We start from the raw sequence: 16,584 nt of genomic DNA on the forward strand, positions 1-16,584 counted from the left end.
AGAACCAAACTAAATCAATGTCCTCACCTAAACAAGTCCTTGTGGTAACCACTTCCGATTTGGGAGAAATTAAAATCATCAAACATTTAAAACCTGTTTCTGCCCACGTTGTAGCTGGAACTAATGTTTTTAGTGACATATCCGCTTTGGTTACCGATTTTTTTGGTGGCAGATCCGGAAGCTATCAAAGACAATTGTCATCTCTTTATGATGAGGCCATTGAACGCATAAAGATATCAGCTTTTGAAATCGGAGCTAATTGTGTATTAGGTTTAAAGGTTGATATTGATGAAATATCTGGCAAAGGTATGGCCATGTTCATGATAACATGCGTAGGTACAGCAGCTATCGCCGAAATTATAAGCAAACCAATATCAAATATTGATACAAATCAAAAATTTGAAAATGTTAGTATTGAGAAAATAAACATATTAAGGAAAAAGAATAAGATAGTGCAGGAAGCCAACGAACCAAATTGGCAAATTGATGATGAATCATGGGATTTTTTAACCGATAACCAAATTGAAGAGGTATTTCCTGCCATAGTAAATAAGTATAAAAGTCTTGTGGCAAGTTACCAGGTTGACTCTGCGCGCAGCCTTTATAAAAGAATGGTTAACTATTTAAGTAATTTCCCTGAAAACAAAAAGAGTGATATTCTCTATTTGGCTGTCTTTAATGAAAAGGATAAAAAGATAGCCAAAGATTTAAGTGACATTATCAAAGAGCTTCAAATATTGGATTTGAAACTTATATATAATGTATTGCTTAATGATGATCTGGAAAATCAGAAAAGAGCAGTACAGATGTTAGCCTATGATAAAGCATTTTATGATAAAGAAGATATAACAGATCTCAAAAATATAAGGGGAGTAATAATCGATAAATTTAAGGAGATTGGAGTACGATCAACCAAAAAGCAACTGCTGTCTTCAAAAGAAAAAGATATCTGGACATGTCAATGTGAGCAGTCAAATGATTATACAGTTGGCGACGGCAACTATTGTACCAAGTGTGGGAACAATATCTATGGGTTTAAAACAGGTGAACTTTCACCCAATACTGCAATAGATGTTATAGATCAAAAAATTGAATTAATATCTCATTTTGTTATTTAAATAGGTGCAAGGGCGCCGCGAGGTGTTTTTCGATAGCTATCTCGGCCCCTGGCTTGTGTCACATATGCTAAGTATTGAATATGTATACGTTTATCTGTTAGCAAAAAACGCTGGGTGCGCGTGCAATATTTGTGGGCGTCGTCGTCGCCATATCTGCAGGGGTATAAATCCACTGGAGAAGGGCAAACTAATAATTTATGTATGAGGAACAATTTGATTTTTTTTATAGTAATTGTCTTTTTTGTTCCGGCTTGTCAATCTGTTCAATCGTCTGATCTGGATGAATCTAATCGCTTTTTTGAGAAAGGGGACTATGTGCGAACTGTCAATACAATTGACAATATATCAAAAAAGAGAATCTTAAATTTCGACGAACGTAAATTACGGGGATTGTCTTATGGTAAGATGAATAATTATTTGGGGGCGATAAGGGACTATAGATATTGTTGGGAGTTAAAAAAAAACGACAAAACTGTATTGTTTAATCTGGCACAATGCTATTCTACCATAGGCGCTAAAGATTCCGCTATTGTTTTTTACAGTCATTTGTTAGGGATAGACTCCACCAATTCAACGGCGCTTAATGAAAGGGCTTTATGTTACATAAACAAGCAGAGGCTTGATGATGCTTTATCAGACTTAAAGAAGGCGAGGCAACTGGACCCGAATTCTTATATGGTTTATAATAATATAGGGCAAATTGCCGAAATCCGGGGAAATTATTTGGATGCCGTTAAGAACTATAATATTTCTATAGCAAAAAATGACAAAGAAGACCTTGTTTATTATAATCGCGCCATATCTTATATGTCCCTTCATAAGTCGGATAGCGCAATGAGTGATTTTGGTAAAGCTATAGCGATAAATCCAACAGAATCTGCATATTATTTAAATAGAGGTCTTGCATATCACGAATTGAAGAAGGATATTGAGGCCTGCCGGGACATCGGTTGGGCTGCTTTGTTAAAAAATAAGTCGGCTGTCAGAATTCGTGAAAAATACTGCAAGTAGCTTGTTTTTTCCGGCTGCTGCAAGTGCTTTTTGATCACTACAGTCGGCCTCTCGTCTATTGCACATAGGTTAAGTAATTAATATGCATGCGTTTGTTAGTCAGATACATGCGGCATGTGTGTTCCTACAGAGGTATTTACTGGAATTCAGCAAGGTGATAAAAATATACAACAGCTGAATGGAATAATACAAATCAAAGTAAATCGACAGGGACGCAATAGAATAAAATGAAAATACTTTTAACAAACTGGATAAATCTTTTAGGCGTTTTTATAGCCACCTTCGCATTCTCAGTTGTGATAACTTTAACAGACGCAAACTTGTCATATAACATCTTTCAAGTTGTGTTTGCAGCCTTATTTTCTGTTTTGGGTTACGGAATGATGTTTTGGGCATTGTTTCTAGTGTCGTTGATAATTTTAGACTTGATTCTTATAGTACCTAACCGGAAAAATCTTAAAACAAGACTTTTAATAGAATGGCTTATTATTAGCAGTCCATTCATTTATTGGACGGTTAAATATCATGAGTGGATATTTGTGACGGCTGTAATAGCTTTTTTCATATCGCAACAATTGCGAGAAAAACGGATAATAGAGAAGCAAGCCTAAAAATAGCAAATTTCTTTTTTGCCGGGCTTTTATGCATTAATTTGTCCGTGAAGTATCTTGCCCCGGCCTAAATTGCCAAGGGGGAAATAGTCCCCTAAACTAATTTCCCCCTCTTGTTACACACACAGTGCATTCCAAATATGAAATAAATTTATTTATTACTAAAATTTTGACGTCAAGAATCTGAAAATTGTAAAGTAAACTGTGCAAATGATGTGAAAGGTGTGAAACTGGAAAAGGATCAATCGTTTTGAACTGTGGGCCTGTGGCGGGGCGCAAGTCCTGTTTGCAAAATTGTTTTTTTTGACTTTAAGTCTGAATAACTACCTTGCAAAATGACAAACCTTATCCTTTTCATCTCTATTCTCCTGTTGTTTTCGGGATGTAGTTCATCTAACTAAAGCAAGCCTAAAGTATTACATCAATATAAAATATTTATTGATGGTAATCAGCAATTCCCAGCGGTAAATCAAAGGATCGAAAACCAAATAGATACAACCAAATTTGAGTTGGCAAGTGATTCCCAGGCATATACTCAGGGGGCGTTAACACTAATGCTACATCGCCTTAATTACTCCATGATGAAATCAATGAACGCAATGGTTGATCCCACACACAACAACGAGGATTTGTTGCCAGATTCAGGTAAACATTTTAGGGTTCTTAATTCGCAAGATTCTGATGTGACTAATCATCTGCCAAAGAGGTTTGTTGACAGTGTGAACATTCAGATGTTGAAAGAACTTTCAAGGAGCAAAAAAGCAATGCAAATCAAAATGGGAGATGCAAAGCCTCAACCAGAAAACTAATAATGGAATAAACGAAGTTGAGCTTTTGTTTTTTAATGCTGATTTTGCGAAAATGAGTCTAATAAAGGCTAAATGTGAATTATCGCCAAGAACAATTGATACTATTTATAGAGGTCGATTTGAAGAATCTGATGGGATTTTATGTGAGCAATCTAAAAATGGGAAGAACTTTTATTACATTAATTTGTCGAGGATTTTTCGTTTGAAATTTTGTCTGGTAAAGTCGTCGCTAAATTAAAAAAGGTGTACCCTTAGCAGGTTCACGAAATGGTAATGTTTAAAACTGTAATGGAGCCATTAATTACAATATTCGTGGATTTTAACAACTTAGATCAGGATGGGCGGGTGCGTTTAATCACCGCTGGTGCTTTGCACGATATAAAAACTAAAAATATTAAGCTTTTTGAAGGGCTGGAACTCCTATTGGATGATAACCAGGAATTTAAAGGGCCAGGCGTAGTCGAATTTTCAAAAAGCGAAAATATTTGGGTCGCGCGATTCGACTGGAAAAATATGGAACAGAGTTAGATGTGTATATTACCGTTTCAAGATATTACCCGTCTCGCGCGAACTTGTAACTATATTCACACTACCCCAATATCGCCAGCAACTCATTCAACTCCACCACTTTTTCTGCCGAGCCTAAGTTTTCATAGGCGCTGATGAGGTTGCGAATCACCCGTTTAATGATATCGGTATTGGAGCACGGCTCATAAAATTGCTTATCAAACTTGAGGTTAAGCTGTTTCAAAAACATATCCACATCTCGCCTGCCAAATATAAATCCTTTGTTAAAGGCATTGATGTAAAACAGGATGTTGCCTTCAAACTCGTTCTCCATGCTTTCATCAAGGTAGGCCAGTATAAAATGCTGGGGCAGGTTTACGCCATAAACAGGGATATCAAGCTTTTGGGCTACAATGGAGTAGATGATGGCCAATGAGATCTGGTTACCTTTTTTGGTCTCCAGCACCTGGCTCAGGAAACTGTTTTGCGGGTCGAGGTGGTTGGAGGTGTTACCGCTGAAGCCGTAAATATTATAGAACACATGGTTAATAAGCTTGATCTGTTCTTTAGGACTGGCCTCATTCATCATCTGTATCCAAATGTCGCGCTTGATGGTTTCTATCTGGTTGATAACCTTCTGCTCGTCAAGATCGGGATATTGGTAGCGGTTAACGATCAGGATACCCTGCAGCAGATCAAATGCCCCGCTTTGATGCCAAAGCTTCAGGTCGTTTTTTAAGGTGCTGAATTGAATTTCGTGTACCAGATTAGCAATGCGTTCCTGCTGTACGGCATCAAAGGCTTGCTCAAAAGCGGTTTCCAGGTATGCTATCACTTCGATGCCATAGCCGAGCAGTTTTTCATGAACATGCTCATAGATCTGGTTATCAGGGTCGTCCAGTAATCGGATCAAAGAGTTTACTTCCGTCGGATTTATCATACGCTATACTGCTAAAATACTAAACTTTTTTACTTTTGCAGTGATGTTAAGTTTCAGATTAGTGCAAGATTATGTGTGGCACCGCCTTAGGGCAAACAACAGGCATGGCATACATTCTCCGTTTGTATATAAGCTGATAGATACTGTAATATACGATTATAGAGACCAAAAAGTATATCACGAGGCCGGGGCGCTCCGTTCGGCAGGCGGGGAAACCGATGGATTAAAGCCGAAAGTAAACCACTTGCTTTACCGGCTCATCGCTTATTTTAATCCGGCTACTATTATTGAAATAGGCGGGGGTAATAGCGTGACAAAGTTCTATTTACAAAAAGCGGCACCCAAGGCTGTGATTTACACCATCGAAAATGATGGCGACATTGCCGGCATAATCGATAAACCCGTAGACCTGGTTCTTTTTAACAGCGGTCAACTTAAAAATGAAATCCTGAACTATTTTGAACTGTGTTTACCCAAAACGCATAAAGATACTGTGCTCATTTTTACCGGTATTTACCAGTGCCCGGAAATGAAGCAAGCCTGGATGCAGATCAAAGCGCATCCACAGGTAACATTAACCATTGATCTGTACTGGATCGGCCTGGTGTTTTTTAAGCAGGGGAGGAGCATTAAGGAACATTTCAGGGTGAAGTATTAGTGATTTTGTCTGAACCGGAATTTGTTGAATTTAAGAATTTACAGAATTATTTAAACGTTGAATATCAGCTTCGAGCTAAAATTCAAATAATTCCTTAATTCGATAAATTCTGGTTCAGAGATTAAAACGCTTGCCCCAGTGCCGCATAAAATCCACTTTGCCGTGCTTCTCCGGCAACCTTTTGGCCTATGCCATAGTCGGCGCGGATGCTAAGTCCTTTTTCAATATCAAAAAAGTAGCGTATGCCGGCGCCGTAGTTGGGTTTCAACTGTGCCCAGCTAAAGCTTTTATTAAAAACTTCGCCGGTACCTATAAAGCCTGCCAATCCAATACGCGGACTTAGGCGATAACGTAGCTCGGTTTGTCCGGCAAGCATATTGCGGTCGCGGTAACGGCCGTTGTAATATCCCCGCATCAGCTCGTCATTACCCAGGGCCGGCATTAAATAAAATGGAGATTGTTTGCCGGTAAGGCTTTGTTCCTGTATATCAACCCCCAAAACAAGCGTTTTACTCAGCGAGAAAAATTGGGAATATTCTATATTAAATAAGCCGCCTTTGTAATCGTTATTACCAAATAAGCCATGGGTAATTTCAAATGATGTGTTTATAATGGCCCCTTTGGTGGTATAGGTATTGTTATTGCGGCTATCAAAAATAAGGCTTGGGCCAATGTAAGCGCTGGTTCCCCCGCCGCGGTTTTCAACTCTTGGGTCGGTATAAAAAATGCTGGTGGGCTGGCCATCACCAAAAGTGTATCTGTAAGCACCCACCACAAAACCGGCGTACAAGTTATCGGTAAGTTTCTTTTCGGCGCCAACATATAATTTAACTCGTTTTTGCCCCACACGGTCGGTATTGGCTTTTAGGGTGTTATTGCCAATGCCGTAAAAATCAAACGGAAAGTTAATATAACTAACCCCGGCTGTATAATGATATTTGTTATGGGGTGTCCAATAGCTGGTGCTCAAGCTAAGGCGGTTTTGGCCTTTGGTGGTAATGGTAGCATAAGTGAAAATATTGGATACCCGGGTATCGCTTTTTAAGCTATCGGTATAAAAGGAATATAAGCCTGCGCCGCCTACCTCAAGCCCGGTTTCGGGTGCCGAACTAAGCACCGGCAGTATTACAAAACTACTTTTTTTACTGCTATCCCTGTCAAAATACATTTTGCGGATAAACTTGGGTAATATATGGGTTTGCGAGAACGCGGCTTGCAGACAGCAAATAAACAGTAGGGTTGTGAAAAATGTCTTCATAGGTAATATATGGCTAATATAACTGCATTTTGCCTTTATGGTAGTTCCATTTTAGGTATTTTGAATTTAAAAACCATTTTTAACTAAAATGCCTACTTTTGTGCACTGAATTTTATTGATACGCTATGAGCACAACACGAGGACCTATTTCGCAGTTTATTGAAAAAAACTACCTGCATTTTAACTCGGCCGCATTAATGGATGCTGCCAAGGGATATGAGACCCACCTTGATGAAGGCGGTAAAATGATGGTTACCCTGGCAGGTGCCATGAGCACTGCTGAGCTGGGAATTTCACTGGCCGAGATGATCCGCCAGGATAAAATTTCCATAATTTCATGCACCGGGGCCAATCTTGAAGAGGATATCATGAACCTGGTAGCGCATTCGCACTACAAAAGAGTGCCCAACTACCGCGACCTTAGTCCGCAGGAAGAGTGGGATCTGTTGGAGAACCACTACAACCGTGTTACCGATACCTGTATCCCCGAGGAAGAAGCTTTCCGCAGGCTGCAGAAGCACATCCACAAAATATGGAAAGATGCCGATAATAGCGGCGAGCGTTACTTTCCGCATGAGTACATGTACAAGATATTATTAAGCGGCGAGCTGGAGCAGTACTATGAAATTGATCCGAAAAATTCATGGATGCTGGCTGCTGCCGAAAAAAACCTGCCTATAGTTGTGCCGGGATGGGAAGATAGCACCATGGGTAACATATTTGCCTCATACCTTATTAAAGGTGAACTGAAAGCATCAACCATGAAAAGTGGTATTGAGTACATGGTATGGCTTGCAGACTGGTATACCAAAAACTCATCGGGTAAGGGCATCGGCTTTTTTCAGATAGGTGGTGGTATTGCCGGCGACTTTCCAATATGTGTTGTACCTATGCTTTACCAGGATATGGAAATGCATGATGTGCCATTCTGGACTTACTTTTGCCAGATCTCGGATTCAACTACATCATATGGTTCATACTCGGGCGCTGTGCCAAATGAGAAGATAACCTGGGGTAAGCTGGATATACATACACCAAAGTTTATAGTTGAAAGTGATGCTACTATTGTAGCACCGCTCATATTTGCCTGGATACTAAAACAATAATTATTTTTTGAATATACCGCAAGTGAATAAACAACCTGTTTTTTTCATTTGCGGGCAAAAAGCTCTCTGATTACGTTTAAAGGGCTTTTTGTATTTATTTAGAACGATTATAAATTAAAGGTTACTGTCATTTATGTGTCAGCGATACTGTAATAAATTTTACTTTTGTGCCTGTAATATTCAGATGGTGCATACATCGTTACAGCGGAATAAAACATTAATATAAAAATTATTTAGCATAAATACACTCTATGAGAAGTTTCTCATTCATTTTTAAACAATTCTCAAGGTCGGTTTTACTGATTGTTGGGTTTGCTTTTTTAGGTCTTTCTGCTGCTTACGCACAAACTGACGCTGCTAAAGGCGAAACCATTTTTAAATCCAAATGTACTGCATGTCACAAGATCGATCAGATAATGACCGGTCCCGCGCTTGGCCCGCAGCTTACCGAAGAAACAGATGATAAATATCTTATCAAGTGGATTCAAAACAATCAGGCTTTAATTGCCGCCAAAAACCCAAAAGCGCTTGCCATCTTCAACAAGTTTGAGCAAAAAGCGATGACCACCTTTACGGATCTTTCTGATGCCGACGTAAGTAACGTTATTACTTACATACGTGCCGATTGGAAAACCATCCAGGATGCAAAAAACAACCCGGCCAACAATGCTGGTGCTGTGAAAGCAGAAGAAGGCCCAAGTGGCCTGGTAATCTGGGGTTTAGTTGGCGTTATTGTTATCGCGTTTATCGTAATACTTGTTTTAAACAAGGTTGTTGGAACATTAGAGCGTTTGCTGCTAAAAAACAAAGATCTTGTAATTGAAGAAGAAGCAATTGCGGTTGACGAACACGGTGTTGCTGTTGATAAGAACGTTTTACTTAAAAAGATCCTTAAAAACAAAAAGCTGGTATTCTTTATCCTTTTATGCGGTACCATAGCAATGGGCAGCTGGGGATGGGTTTCACTGTGGAACACCAATGTGCACACAGGTTACCAACCGGTACAGCCAATTAAATACTCCCATGAGTTACACGCAGGTACTATGAAAATAGATTGCCAGTACTGTCACTCAGGTGCATACAAATCAAAAAATGCGTCTATCCCATCATTAAACGTATGTATGAACTGCCACAAGGTTGTTAAAACCGAATCGCCGGAGATACATAAAATATATGATGCTTTGGGTTACGATCCAAAGACACAGAAATATGATAGCACTGCAGCTAAGCCTATTCAATGGGTGAGGATTCACAACCTGCCAGATTTGGCTTACTTTAACCACTCACAGCACGTGAAAGTGGGCGGTATCAAATGCCAGACTTGTCATGGTCCTATTCAAACAATGAAAGAGGTTTACCAATACTCGCCACTTACTATGAAATGGTGTATACAGTGCCATAAACGTACCGAAGTTAACGGTAAAGGAAACGCTTATTACGACAGCATACTTGCAGCGCATGACAAGATTAAAAAAGGTGAAAAAGTTACTGCCGCAGTTTTAGGTGGTATCGAGTGCGGTAAGTGTCATTATTAATAAATAAGAATTTAGCATTACAGTTTATATAGCTTAAATGGACAGCAATAAAAAATACTGGAAAGGTTTAGAAGAACTAAACAAAACACCAGAATTTGTTGAGAAAAATAAAAACGAGTTTGCAGAGCCAATCCCGATTGAGGAAGTGCTGAGCGGATCTGGTTTATCGGCTAAAACTCCCCGCCGCGACTTTTTAAAGGCGCTTGGCTTTGGTGTTGGTGCTGTTACACTGGCTGCTTGTCAAAAAGTGCCTGTACATAAATCAATCCCTTACCTTATAAAACCTGAGGAAGTTACACCTGGTGTAGCTAACTACTATTCTTCAACTTACGAAGGACAGGCTATTTTGGTAAAAACACGTGAAGGTCGCCCTATTAAAGTTGAAGGTAACCCGAATGATGTATTTGCAAAAGGTGGTTTAAGTGCACAAGCACAGGCTTCGGTATTAGACCTGTATGATGTAAACCGCACAAAAGATCCTAAAATTGACGGCAGCGATGCCGCCTGGCCAGAAGTTGACGCGTTTGTTTTAAGAGAACTTGCGGCTATTGCAGCAGGTGGTAAAGGCATCCGTATAGTTACTTCAACTATCCACAGCCCATCTACTTTAGCGGTTATTGCTGATTTTGTTGCAAAATATCCAACCGCTAAACATATCAATTACGATGCGGTATCATATACAGGTATTATCCAGGCTAATCAAAACAGCTTTGGTAAAGCCGCATTGCCACATTACAATTTTGATAAAGCAGAAGTGATTGTAAGCTTCGGCGCTGATTTCCTTGGTTCATGGATCTCGCCAGAAGAATTTACCCGCCAGTACGTTTCAAACCGTAACAGCAAATCGCTTGAAAGCAAAAAAATGTCACGCCACATTCAGTTTGAGGCAGGAATGAGCTTAACCGGTACAAATGCCGATAACCGCTATCCTATTAAACCATCTGAAGAAGGTGTTGCTTTATTAAGCTTATACAATGCTGTTGCAGGTACAAGCTTAGCCGGTTCAAAAAAACTGAGCAATAAAGCAATTGATAATGCCATCACCCTTGCCGCTAAAGAATTAGTTGCTGCAAAAGGTAAAGCATTGGTAGTTGCAGGTTCAAACGATGTAGCTACACAAACTTTAGTAAATGCCATTAACTCATTATTGGGTAGCTATGGCAGTACTATTGATCTGGATAACCCGTCAAAACAATTTGCCGGTAACGATCAGGATTTTGTTGCATTTGTAAATGAATTAACACGTGGCGAAGTTGGCGCGGTATTATTCCTTAACGCTAACCCTGCTTACGATTACTTTAAAGCAAAAGACTTTACTGACGCACTTAAAAAAGTACGTTTAAAAATATCATTCTCAGATCATGATGATGAAACCGCTTTACTATCAAATGTAATTGCTCCAAATCATCATTATTTAGAGTCATGGGGTGATGCCAATGCAGTAGAAGGTTATTATACTGTAGTGCAGCCAACCATTAACCCGGTTTATAACACCCGCCAGGCAGAGCAAAGCTTACTGGTATGGAGCGAAAGCCCTGTTAAAGATTACTACACTTATGTACGTAATACCTGGGATAAAGGCTTATTAGCAAAAGGCGGTCTATCTGGTCAAAAAGGATGGGAAGAATTGTTGCAGAAAGGTATGATCAAAACTGCTCCGCTTGCGGCAGGTACTTACACTTTTGGTCACGAGCTTAATGCTGTAGCACAAACTATATTAGATCATAGCGCCAGCCTTGTATCTGGTGATAACTTTGAATTACAGGTTTATCAGTCTGTAGCAATGGGCGATGGTAAACGTGCCAACAACCCTTGGTTACAGGAGTTGCCAGATCCGGTATCTAAAGTTACCTGGGATAACTTCGCTGCTATGTCATTATCTGACATCAAGAAGCTTGGTTACGAAGAAGGTGATGTGATCAAAATTGAAGCAAATGGTTATAGCGTTGAAGTACCTGTATTGGCTCAGCCAGGTCAGGCACAAGGCACAATATCTGTTGCTGTTGGTTATGGTCGTGTGAGTGCTGGTCCGGTAGGTAATAATGTGGGTAAAAACGCATTCCCTTTCTACAGCTTCCGCAACGGAACATTGCAAACAACTGCTGTTATTACCAAATTCGGTAAAACAGGTATTATATCGCCGCTTGCGCAAACACAAACTCACCACTCATATGAGGGTAGGAGCGTTATCCGCGAAGCTTCTTTTACAGCATACAAAAAGAACCCTGCTGCCGGTAGCGGTAACGAGGGAGAGCATAAAGATTATAACAAAACAAGTCTTTGGGATGATCATGACCGCCCTGTTTATGACTGGGTTATGGCCATTGACCTTAACGCTTGTACCGGTTGCGGCGCATGTGTGGTAGCTTGTAGCGCTGAAAACAACATTCCTGTTGTAGGTAAGGACGAGGTTAAACGTCGTCGTGAAATGCACTGGATCCGTATTGACCGTTACTACAGCTTTAACGATCACGGTAACAGCGAAGAAGCAGTAACCAAAGAAAAGGAAATTGCTAAGCTTACTAACTTTGATAATGTATCGGTAGTTCACCAGCCAATGCTTTGCCAACACTGTGATCACGCTCCTTGCGAAACAGTTTGCCCGGTATTAGCAACCGTTCACTCATCAGAAGGTTTAAACCAGATGGCTTACAACCGTTGTATTGGTACACGTTATTGTGCAAATAACTGCCCATACAAAGTACGCCGCTTTAACTGGTTTAACTACTGGAACGATTCTCGTTTTGATAACTACCTGAACAACGAACATACACAACTGGTATTAAACCCTGATGTTACTACACGTTTCCGTGGGGTAATGGAAAAATGCTCTATGTGTGTTCAACGTATCCAGGCTGGTAAGTTAAAAGCCAAGATGGAAAAACGCCCGCTTAAGGATGGTGAGATCAAGGTTGCCTGTCAGCAAACATGTTCAGCAAACGCTATTGTATTTGGTAACAGGAACGATAAAAACTCTGAAGTTTACAAAGCATTACAGAGCGAAAGAACTTACTACGTACTTGAAGAACTGAATGTACAACCAGGTATCGGTTACCAGGTTAAGGTTAGGAATTTATCAGAATTAGAGGCTTAAAATTTTTATATACAGAGATTAAAATATATGGCATCTCATAGTGAATCAATAATAAGGGAACCGTTAATTACGGGTACAAACATCACATACGGTCAGATTACTGACGATGTGTTACGCCCTGTAGAGAACATGCCGGGTAAAGCCTGGTGGATCGGTTTTACGGTAGCATCATTAGGCGCCACGCTTTGGGTTGTAGCCATCAGTTATACATTTTGGTTTGGAATCGGAGCCTGGGGACTAAATAAAACAGTTGGATGGGCCTGGGACATTACCGGTTTCGTATGGTGGGTAGGTATCGGTCACGCTGGTACGCTTATCTCGGCAGTATTGCTGTTGTTCCGTCAAAACTGGCGAAACTCCATCAACCGCTCGGCCGAGGCCATGACTATCTTCGCGGTAATTTGCGCTGCTACCTATATCGGTGCTCACATGGGGCGCCCTTGGATGGCAGTTTATTCATTGCCTTTACCAAATCAATACGGCTCATTGTGGGTTAACTGGAACTCACCGCTTATCTGGGACGTATTCGCGATATCAACTTACTTCTCGGTTTCATTGGTATTCTGGTACACAGGTCTTTTGCCTGATATCGCTACCATCCGTGACCGTGCAACAGGTCTTCGCCGCCGCATCTATTCCGTATTGTCATTCGGATGGACAGGTTCAGTAAAAACCTGGCAACGTTTCGAGACCGTGTCATTAATCCTGGCAGGTATCTCAACACCACTGGTACTATCTGTACACACCATTGTATCAATGGACTTTGCAACATCATTGGAACCAGGATGGCACACCACCATCTTCCCTCCATACTTCGTTGCGGGAGCTATCTTCTCTGGTTTTGCTATGGTGCAAACGCTATTATTAGTAGCACGTAAGGTATTAGGTTTAGAAAACTACATTACCATGTTCCACATCGAATCGATGAATAAAATCATCCTTTTAACTGGTTCTATCGTAGGTGTGGCTTATTTAACCGAGCTTTTCATCGCGTTTTACTCACAGGCTGAGTATGAGCAGTACGCTTTCATGAACCGTATATCCGGACCGTACTGGTGGGCATATTGGAGCATGATGACCTGTAACGTAATTACGCCACAGTTGTTCTGGTTCAAAAAAATCCGTACCAATATTCCATTGGCATGGACACTTTCAATCGTTGTAAACATCGGTATGTGGTTTGAGCGTTTCGTAATTATCGTAACCTCACTGCACCGTGATTATATCCCGTCAAGCTGGGCAATGTTTTATCCAACCTGGGTTGATGTAAGTATCTTTATTGGATCAATAGGTTTATTCTTTACCATGTTCCTTTTATTTATAAGGGTGCTGCCTTCTGTGGCTATGGCCGAGGTAAAACTGATACTTAAGAGCTCAAGCGAGCAAGCTAAGAGGAAAATACTTGAAAATGGTCATGTTGAACCTGCCGAGGCTGAGTTTTACATTGGTTCATTAGGCAAGTTTGATAGTGTTGAACAGTCTTCATACGAAAAAGTATAAAAATGAGTAGCACCAAATATATATTAGGCATTTTCGATGATCCCGATGAGCTGATGCACGGGATCGATAAATTACAAAAGAATAGCGTACCTATTTATGACGTTTATTCACCTTGTCCAATTCACGGTATTGATGCTAAATTAGGTATCAAGGATTCACGTTTGGGTTATGCGGCTTTCATGTTTGGCTGTTTAGGCGGAACCATCATGTTCAGCATGGTTTACTATATGCTGGTTCATGATTGGCCTATCAACATAGGTGGAAAGAATGCTTTTGCCATACCTGACTTTGTACCGGTAACCTTTGAGTGGACTGTGTTATGGACCGCTTTTGGTATGACGTTTACTTTCTTTTTTGCTACGCACCTTTTCCCGGGCCGTGCGCCAAGGGTAATGGATCTGCGTGCCACTAATGACAAGTTTATTATTGCCATTGATGCAAAAGGTAATACACCACATGCGGATATCACCAATTTATTAAAAGAAGCAGGAGCTGTAGAAGTTAAGCATAACGACAGAAAATATGTTAGCTATGAATAAATTTAGAATATTAAGAACAATAGTTATCATTATCGCTGCTTCGATAGTTGTAACATCGTGCAAAGATAAAAGAAGTACGGGTTGGGAGTATGCACCTAACATGTATGAGCACACCGCTTACGATCCGGATCAAAAGAATCCTAACTTTAAAGACGGTAAAACAGCGCAGTTACCACCAGCTGGAACGATACCTGTAGGCTTTACAAAATTTGACTATCCAAACACCAAGGATGGTTATGAACTGGCAAGTGTTGAGGTTAAAACAGTTTTAGCGCAAACACAGGCTAATTATAAAGATGGCAAACTTTTGTTTGAACATTTTTGCTCACCATGCCATGGTTTAGACGGACAAGGTGATGGTTTGGTGGTTCAGCACGGATATCCGCCGCCGCCATCTTATTCAAAAGGACAATCATCACGTGGTGGTGCCATGAAAGATTTAACAGACGGTAAAATTTATCATACCATTACTTACGGTGTAAATGCTATGGGTTCTTACGCTTCACAGCTAAACCCTGAAGAACGCTGGAAAGTGATCATGTATGTTCACCATTTACAAACTTTATAGAATAAAATTGAATGAGCACTCACAATAGTTTTGACGAGCAATTTGAATTTACCGGCAAGGTAAAAACATATAGCCTTGCTGCCATAGCAGTTGGGGTTATAACCATACTTGCCGGGTTTTTAACCGGAGCTGGTGAACGTACATTTGCAAATTTATTGCTGATGGGTTACTACTTTGCCTGCGTTTGCATGGCCGGTGTATTTTTCTGCGCATTGCAGTATGTGGCCCAGGCGGGTTGGTCGGCGTCACTAATTCGTGTACCACAGGCATTTGCTAAAACACTACCATTTGCAGCTACACTACTTTTAGTAATAATTTTATGTGGGTTGTATTTTACCCATAAAACAACTTTGGAACCAGGAGGTGAAGAAGTAGTAGCGCCTTACCTTTATAAATTATGGGCGTTAGCAGGTGTTACTACACCAGGTAACCCTCATTTTGATCCTATTATCACTGGTAAATCTGTATTCTTAAACAGGCCGTTCTTTATTACCCGCCTGATTGTATTTATGGGAAGCTATGCTATTTTCGGCTGGTTGCTTGTTAAATACTCAGAAGGTGAAGATGAATTGGGAGGTATGTTTTATTACCGTAAAAGCTTTACTATATCATGCCTTTTCCTGGTGATATTTGGTTTCACTACCCCAATATTTGCTTTTGACGCTATCATGTCATTAGAAGCACACTGGTTCTCTACCATGTTTGGCTGGTACAATTTTGCTGCCATGTGGGTTAGCTGTTTAGCCATAATCACCTTAACTATTATCTGGTTAAGAACTCAGGGGTATATGCAATGGATCTCACAGGATCACCTGCACAACCTGGGTCAGTTAATGTTTGGCTTCTCTATCTTCTGGACATATGTATGGTTTGCGCAGTTCCTGTTGATCTATTACGCCAACATACCTGAAGAAACAGTTTATTTTGTACGCAGATGGGAGCCTGAGTTTAAACCTTGGTTCTGGTTAAATATCGTGATTAACTTTTTAGCGCCTTTATTGGTGATCATGTCCCGCGATTCAAAACGTAAAACAAATATCCTTGCAATTACCTGTGGTATTTTAATTGTTGGTCACTGGCTTGATTATTTTATGATGATTATGCCGGGTACTGTACGTGCAACATCACATTGGTACACAGAGATATCAGTGCTTGAAATTGGTATTTTTGTAGGCTTTGTAGGGCTATTTATCTTCACTACTTTGAATGCTTTAAGCAAGTTTAAGTCGATAATTCCTAAAAAGCACCCTTTCCTTCAGGAGAGTCTACATCATCACATATAATAATTGTTATTTTTGCATCAAGTACAGAATACCAAACAAACATTAAA

General features: G+C 40.2%; 15 protein-coding genes. 13 read left to right on the plus strand and 2 right to left on the minus strand.

Going from position 1 to position 16,584, the window contains the following annotated elements:
• Nucleotides 1-17: 17 nt before the first annotated feature.
• From Q0R88_RS14885 to Q0R88_RS14905, 5 genes are all read left to right on the plus strand, one after another.
• Nucleotides 18-1,118, plus strand: a complete 1,101-nt coding sequence (locus Q0R88_RS14885) for a heavy metal-binding domain-containing protein (protein ID WP_295717398.1) — start codon at nucleotides 18-20, stop codon at nucleotides 1,116-1,118.
• A 201-nt stretch (nucleotides 1,119-1,319) separates the two neighbouring features.
• Nucleotides 1,320-2,129, plus strand: coding sequence for a tetratricopeptide repeat protein (locus Q0R88_RS14890; protein WP_295717401.1), 810 nt, complete (start codon nucleotides 1,320-1,322; stop codon nucleotides 2,127-2,129).
• A gap of 227 nt (nucleotides 2,130-2,356) precedes the next feature.
• Complete coding sequence (locus tag Q0R88_RS14895) at nucleotides 2,357-2,740, plus strand: hypothetical protein (protein ID WP_295717403.1); 384 nt, start codon at nucleotides 2,357-2,359, stop codon at nucleotides 2,738-2,740.
• A gap of 578 nt (nucleotides 2,741-3,318) precedes the next feature.
• On the plus strand, nucleotides 3,319-3,549 hold the full coding sequence (locus Q0R88_RS14900; protein ID WP_295717406.1) for a hypothetical protein: 231 nt from the start codon (nucleotides 3,319-3,321) through the stop codon (nucleotides 3,547-3,549).
• 288 nt (nucleotides 3,550-3,837) lie between these two features.
• Entirely contained in the window at nucleotides 3,838-4,077 is a 240-nt protein-coding gene (locus Q0R88_RS14905; RefSeq protein ID WP_295717411.1) for a hypothetical protein, read from the plus strand.
• Nucleotides 4,078-4,138: 61 nt separating this feature from the next.
• Here the strand turns inward: Q0R88_RS14905 and Q0R88_RS14910 are convergent, their stop codons facing one another.
• Nucleotides 4,139-4,996: a transglutaminase-like domain-containing protein gene (locus tag Q0R88_RS14910; RefSeq protein ID WP_295717413.1), complete on the minus strand. Its 858-nt coding sequence runs from the start codon at nucleotides 4,994-4,996 to the stop codon at nucleotides 4,139-4,141.
• 43 nt (nucleotides 4,997-5,039) lie between these two features.
• On the opposite strand from Q0R88_RS14910, the gene Q0R88_RS14915 reads away from it, so the two are divergent.
• Nucleotides 5,040-5,654: a hypothetical protein gene (locus tag Q0R88_RS14915; protein ID WP_295717415.1), complete on the plus strand. Its 615-nt coding sequence runs from the start codon at nucleotides 5,040-5,042 to the stop codon at nucleotides 5,652-5,654.
• A gap of 121 nt (nucleotides 5,655-5,775) precedes the next feature.
• On the opposite strand, the gene Q0R88_RS14920 is transcribed toward Q0R88_RS14915, so the two are convergent.
• The gene (locus Q0R88_RS14920) at nucleotides 5,776-6,912 is read right to left on the minus strand and encodes a BamA/TamA family outer membrane protein (RefSeq protein WP_295717417.1); all 1,137 of its coding nucleotides are present in this window, start codon (nucleotides 6,910-6,912) and stop codon (nucleotides 5,776-5,778) included.
• A gap of 125 nt (nucleotides 6,913-7,037) precedes the next feature.
• Here Q0R88_RS14920 and Q0R88_RS14925 point away from each other — a divergent pair, with 125 nt between their 5' ends.
• From Q0R88_RS14925 to Q0R88_RS14955, 7 genes are all read left to right on the plus strand, one after another.
• The gene (locus tag Q0R88_RS14925) at nucleotides 7,038-8,018 is read left to right on the plus strand and encodes a deoxyhypusine synthase family protein (protein WP_295717419.1); all 981 of its coding nucleotides are present in this window, start codon (nucleotides 7,038-7,040) and stop codon (nucleotides 8,016-8,018) included.
• Between the two features lie 251 nt (nucleotides 8,019-8,269).
• Nucleotides 8,270-9,553: a cytochrome c3 family protein gene (locus tag Q0R88_RS14930; protein ID WP_295717421.1), complete on the plus strand. Its 1,284-nt coding sequence runs from the start codon at nucleotides 8,270-8,272 to the stop codon at nucleotides 9,551-9,553.
• 37 nt (nucleotides 9,554-9,590) lie between these two features.
• Nucleotides 9,591-12,647, plus strand: coding sequence for a TAT-variant-translocated molybdopterin oxidoreductase (locus Q0R88_RS14935; RefSeq protein WP_295717424.1), 3,057 nt, complete (start codon nucleotides 9,591-9,593; stop codon nucleotides 12,645-12,647).
• A gap of 27 nt (nucleotides 12,648-12,674) precedes the next feature.
• Nucleotides 12,675-14,147: an NrfD/PsrC family molybdoenzyme membrane anchor subunit gene (gene nrfD / locus Q0R88_RS14940; protein WP_295717427.1), complete on the plus strand. Its 1,473-nt coding sequence runs from the start codon at nucleotides 12,675-12,677 to the stop codon at nucleotides 14,145-14,147.
• 2 nt (nucleotides 14,148-14,149) lie between these two features.
• Nucleotides 14,150-14,686 carry a DUF3341 domain-containing protein gene (locus Q0R88_RS14945; RefSeq protein ID WP_295717430.1) on the plus strand — a complete coding sequence of 179 codons (537 nt, stop codon included), beginning with the start codon at nucleotides 14,150-14,152 and terminating at the stop codon, nucleotides 14,684-14,686.
• On the plus strand, nucleotides 14,679-15,254 hold the full coding sequence (locus tag Q0R88_RS14950) for a cytochrome c (RefSeq protein ID WP_366087357.1): 576 nt from the start codon (nucleotides 14,679-14,681) through the stop codon (nucleotides 15,252-15,254). Before Q0R88_RS14945 ends, Q0R88_RS14950 begins: the two co-directional genes overlap by 8 nt.
• Before the next feature lie 11 nt (nucleotides 15,255-15,265).
• Nucleotides 15,266-16,537, plus strand: a complete 1,272-nt coding sequence (locus Q0R88_RS14955) for a quinol:cytochrome C oxidoreductase (RefSeq protein ID WP_295717435.1) — start codon at nucleotides 15,266-15,268, stop codon at nucleotides 16,535-16,537.
• Nucleotides 16,538-16,584: the final 47 nt, after the last annotated feature.

The sequence above is a fragment of the Mucilaginibacter sp. genome (genome assembly GCF_025362475.1).
Taxonomy (GTDB): Bacteria; Bacteroidota; Bacteroidia; order Sphingobacteriales; family Sphingobacteriaceae; genus Mucilaginibacter.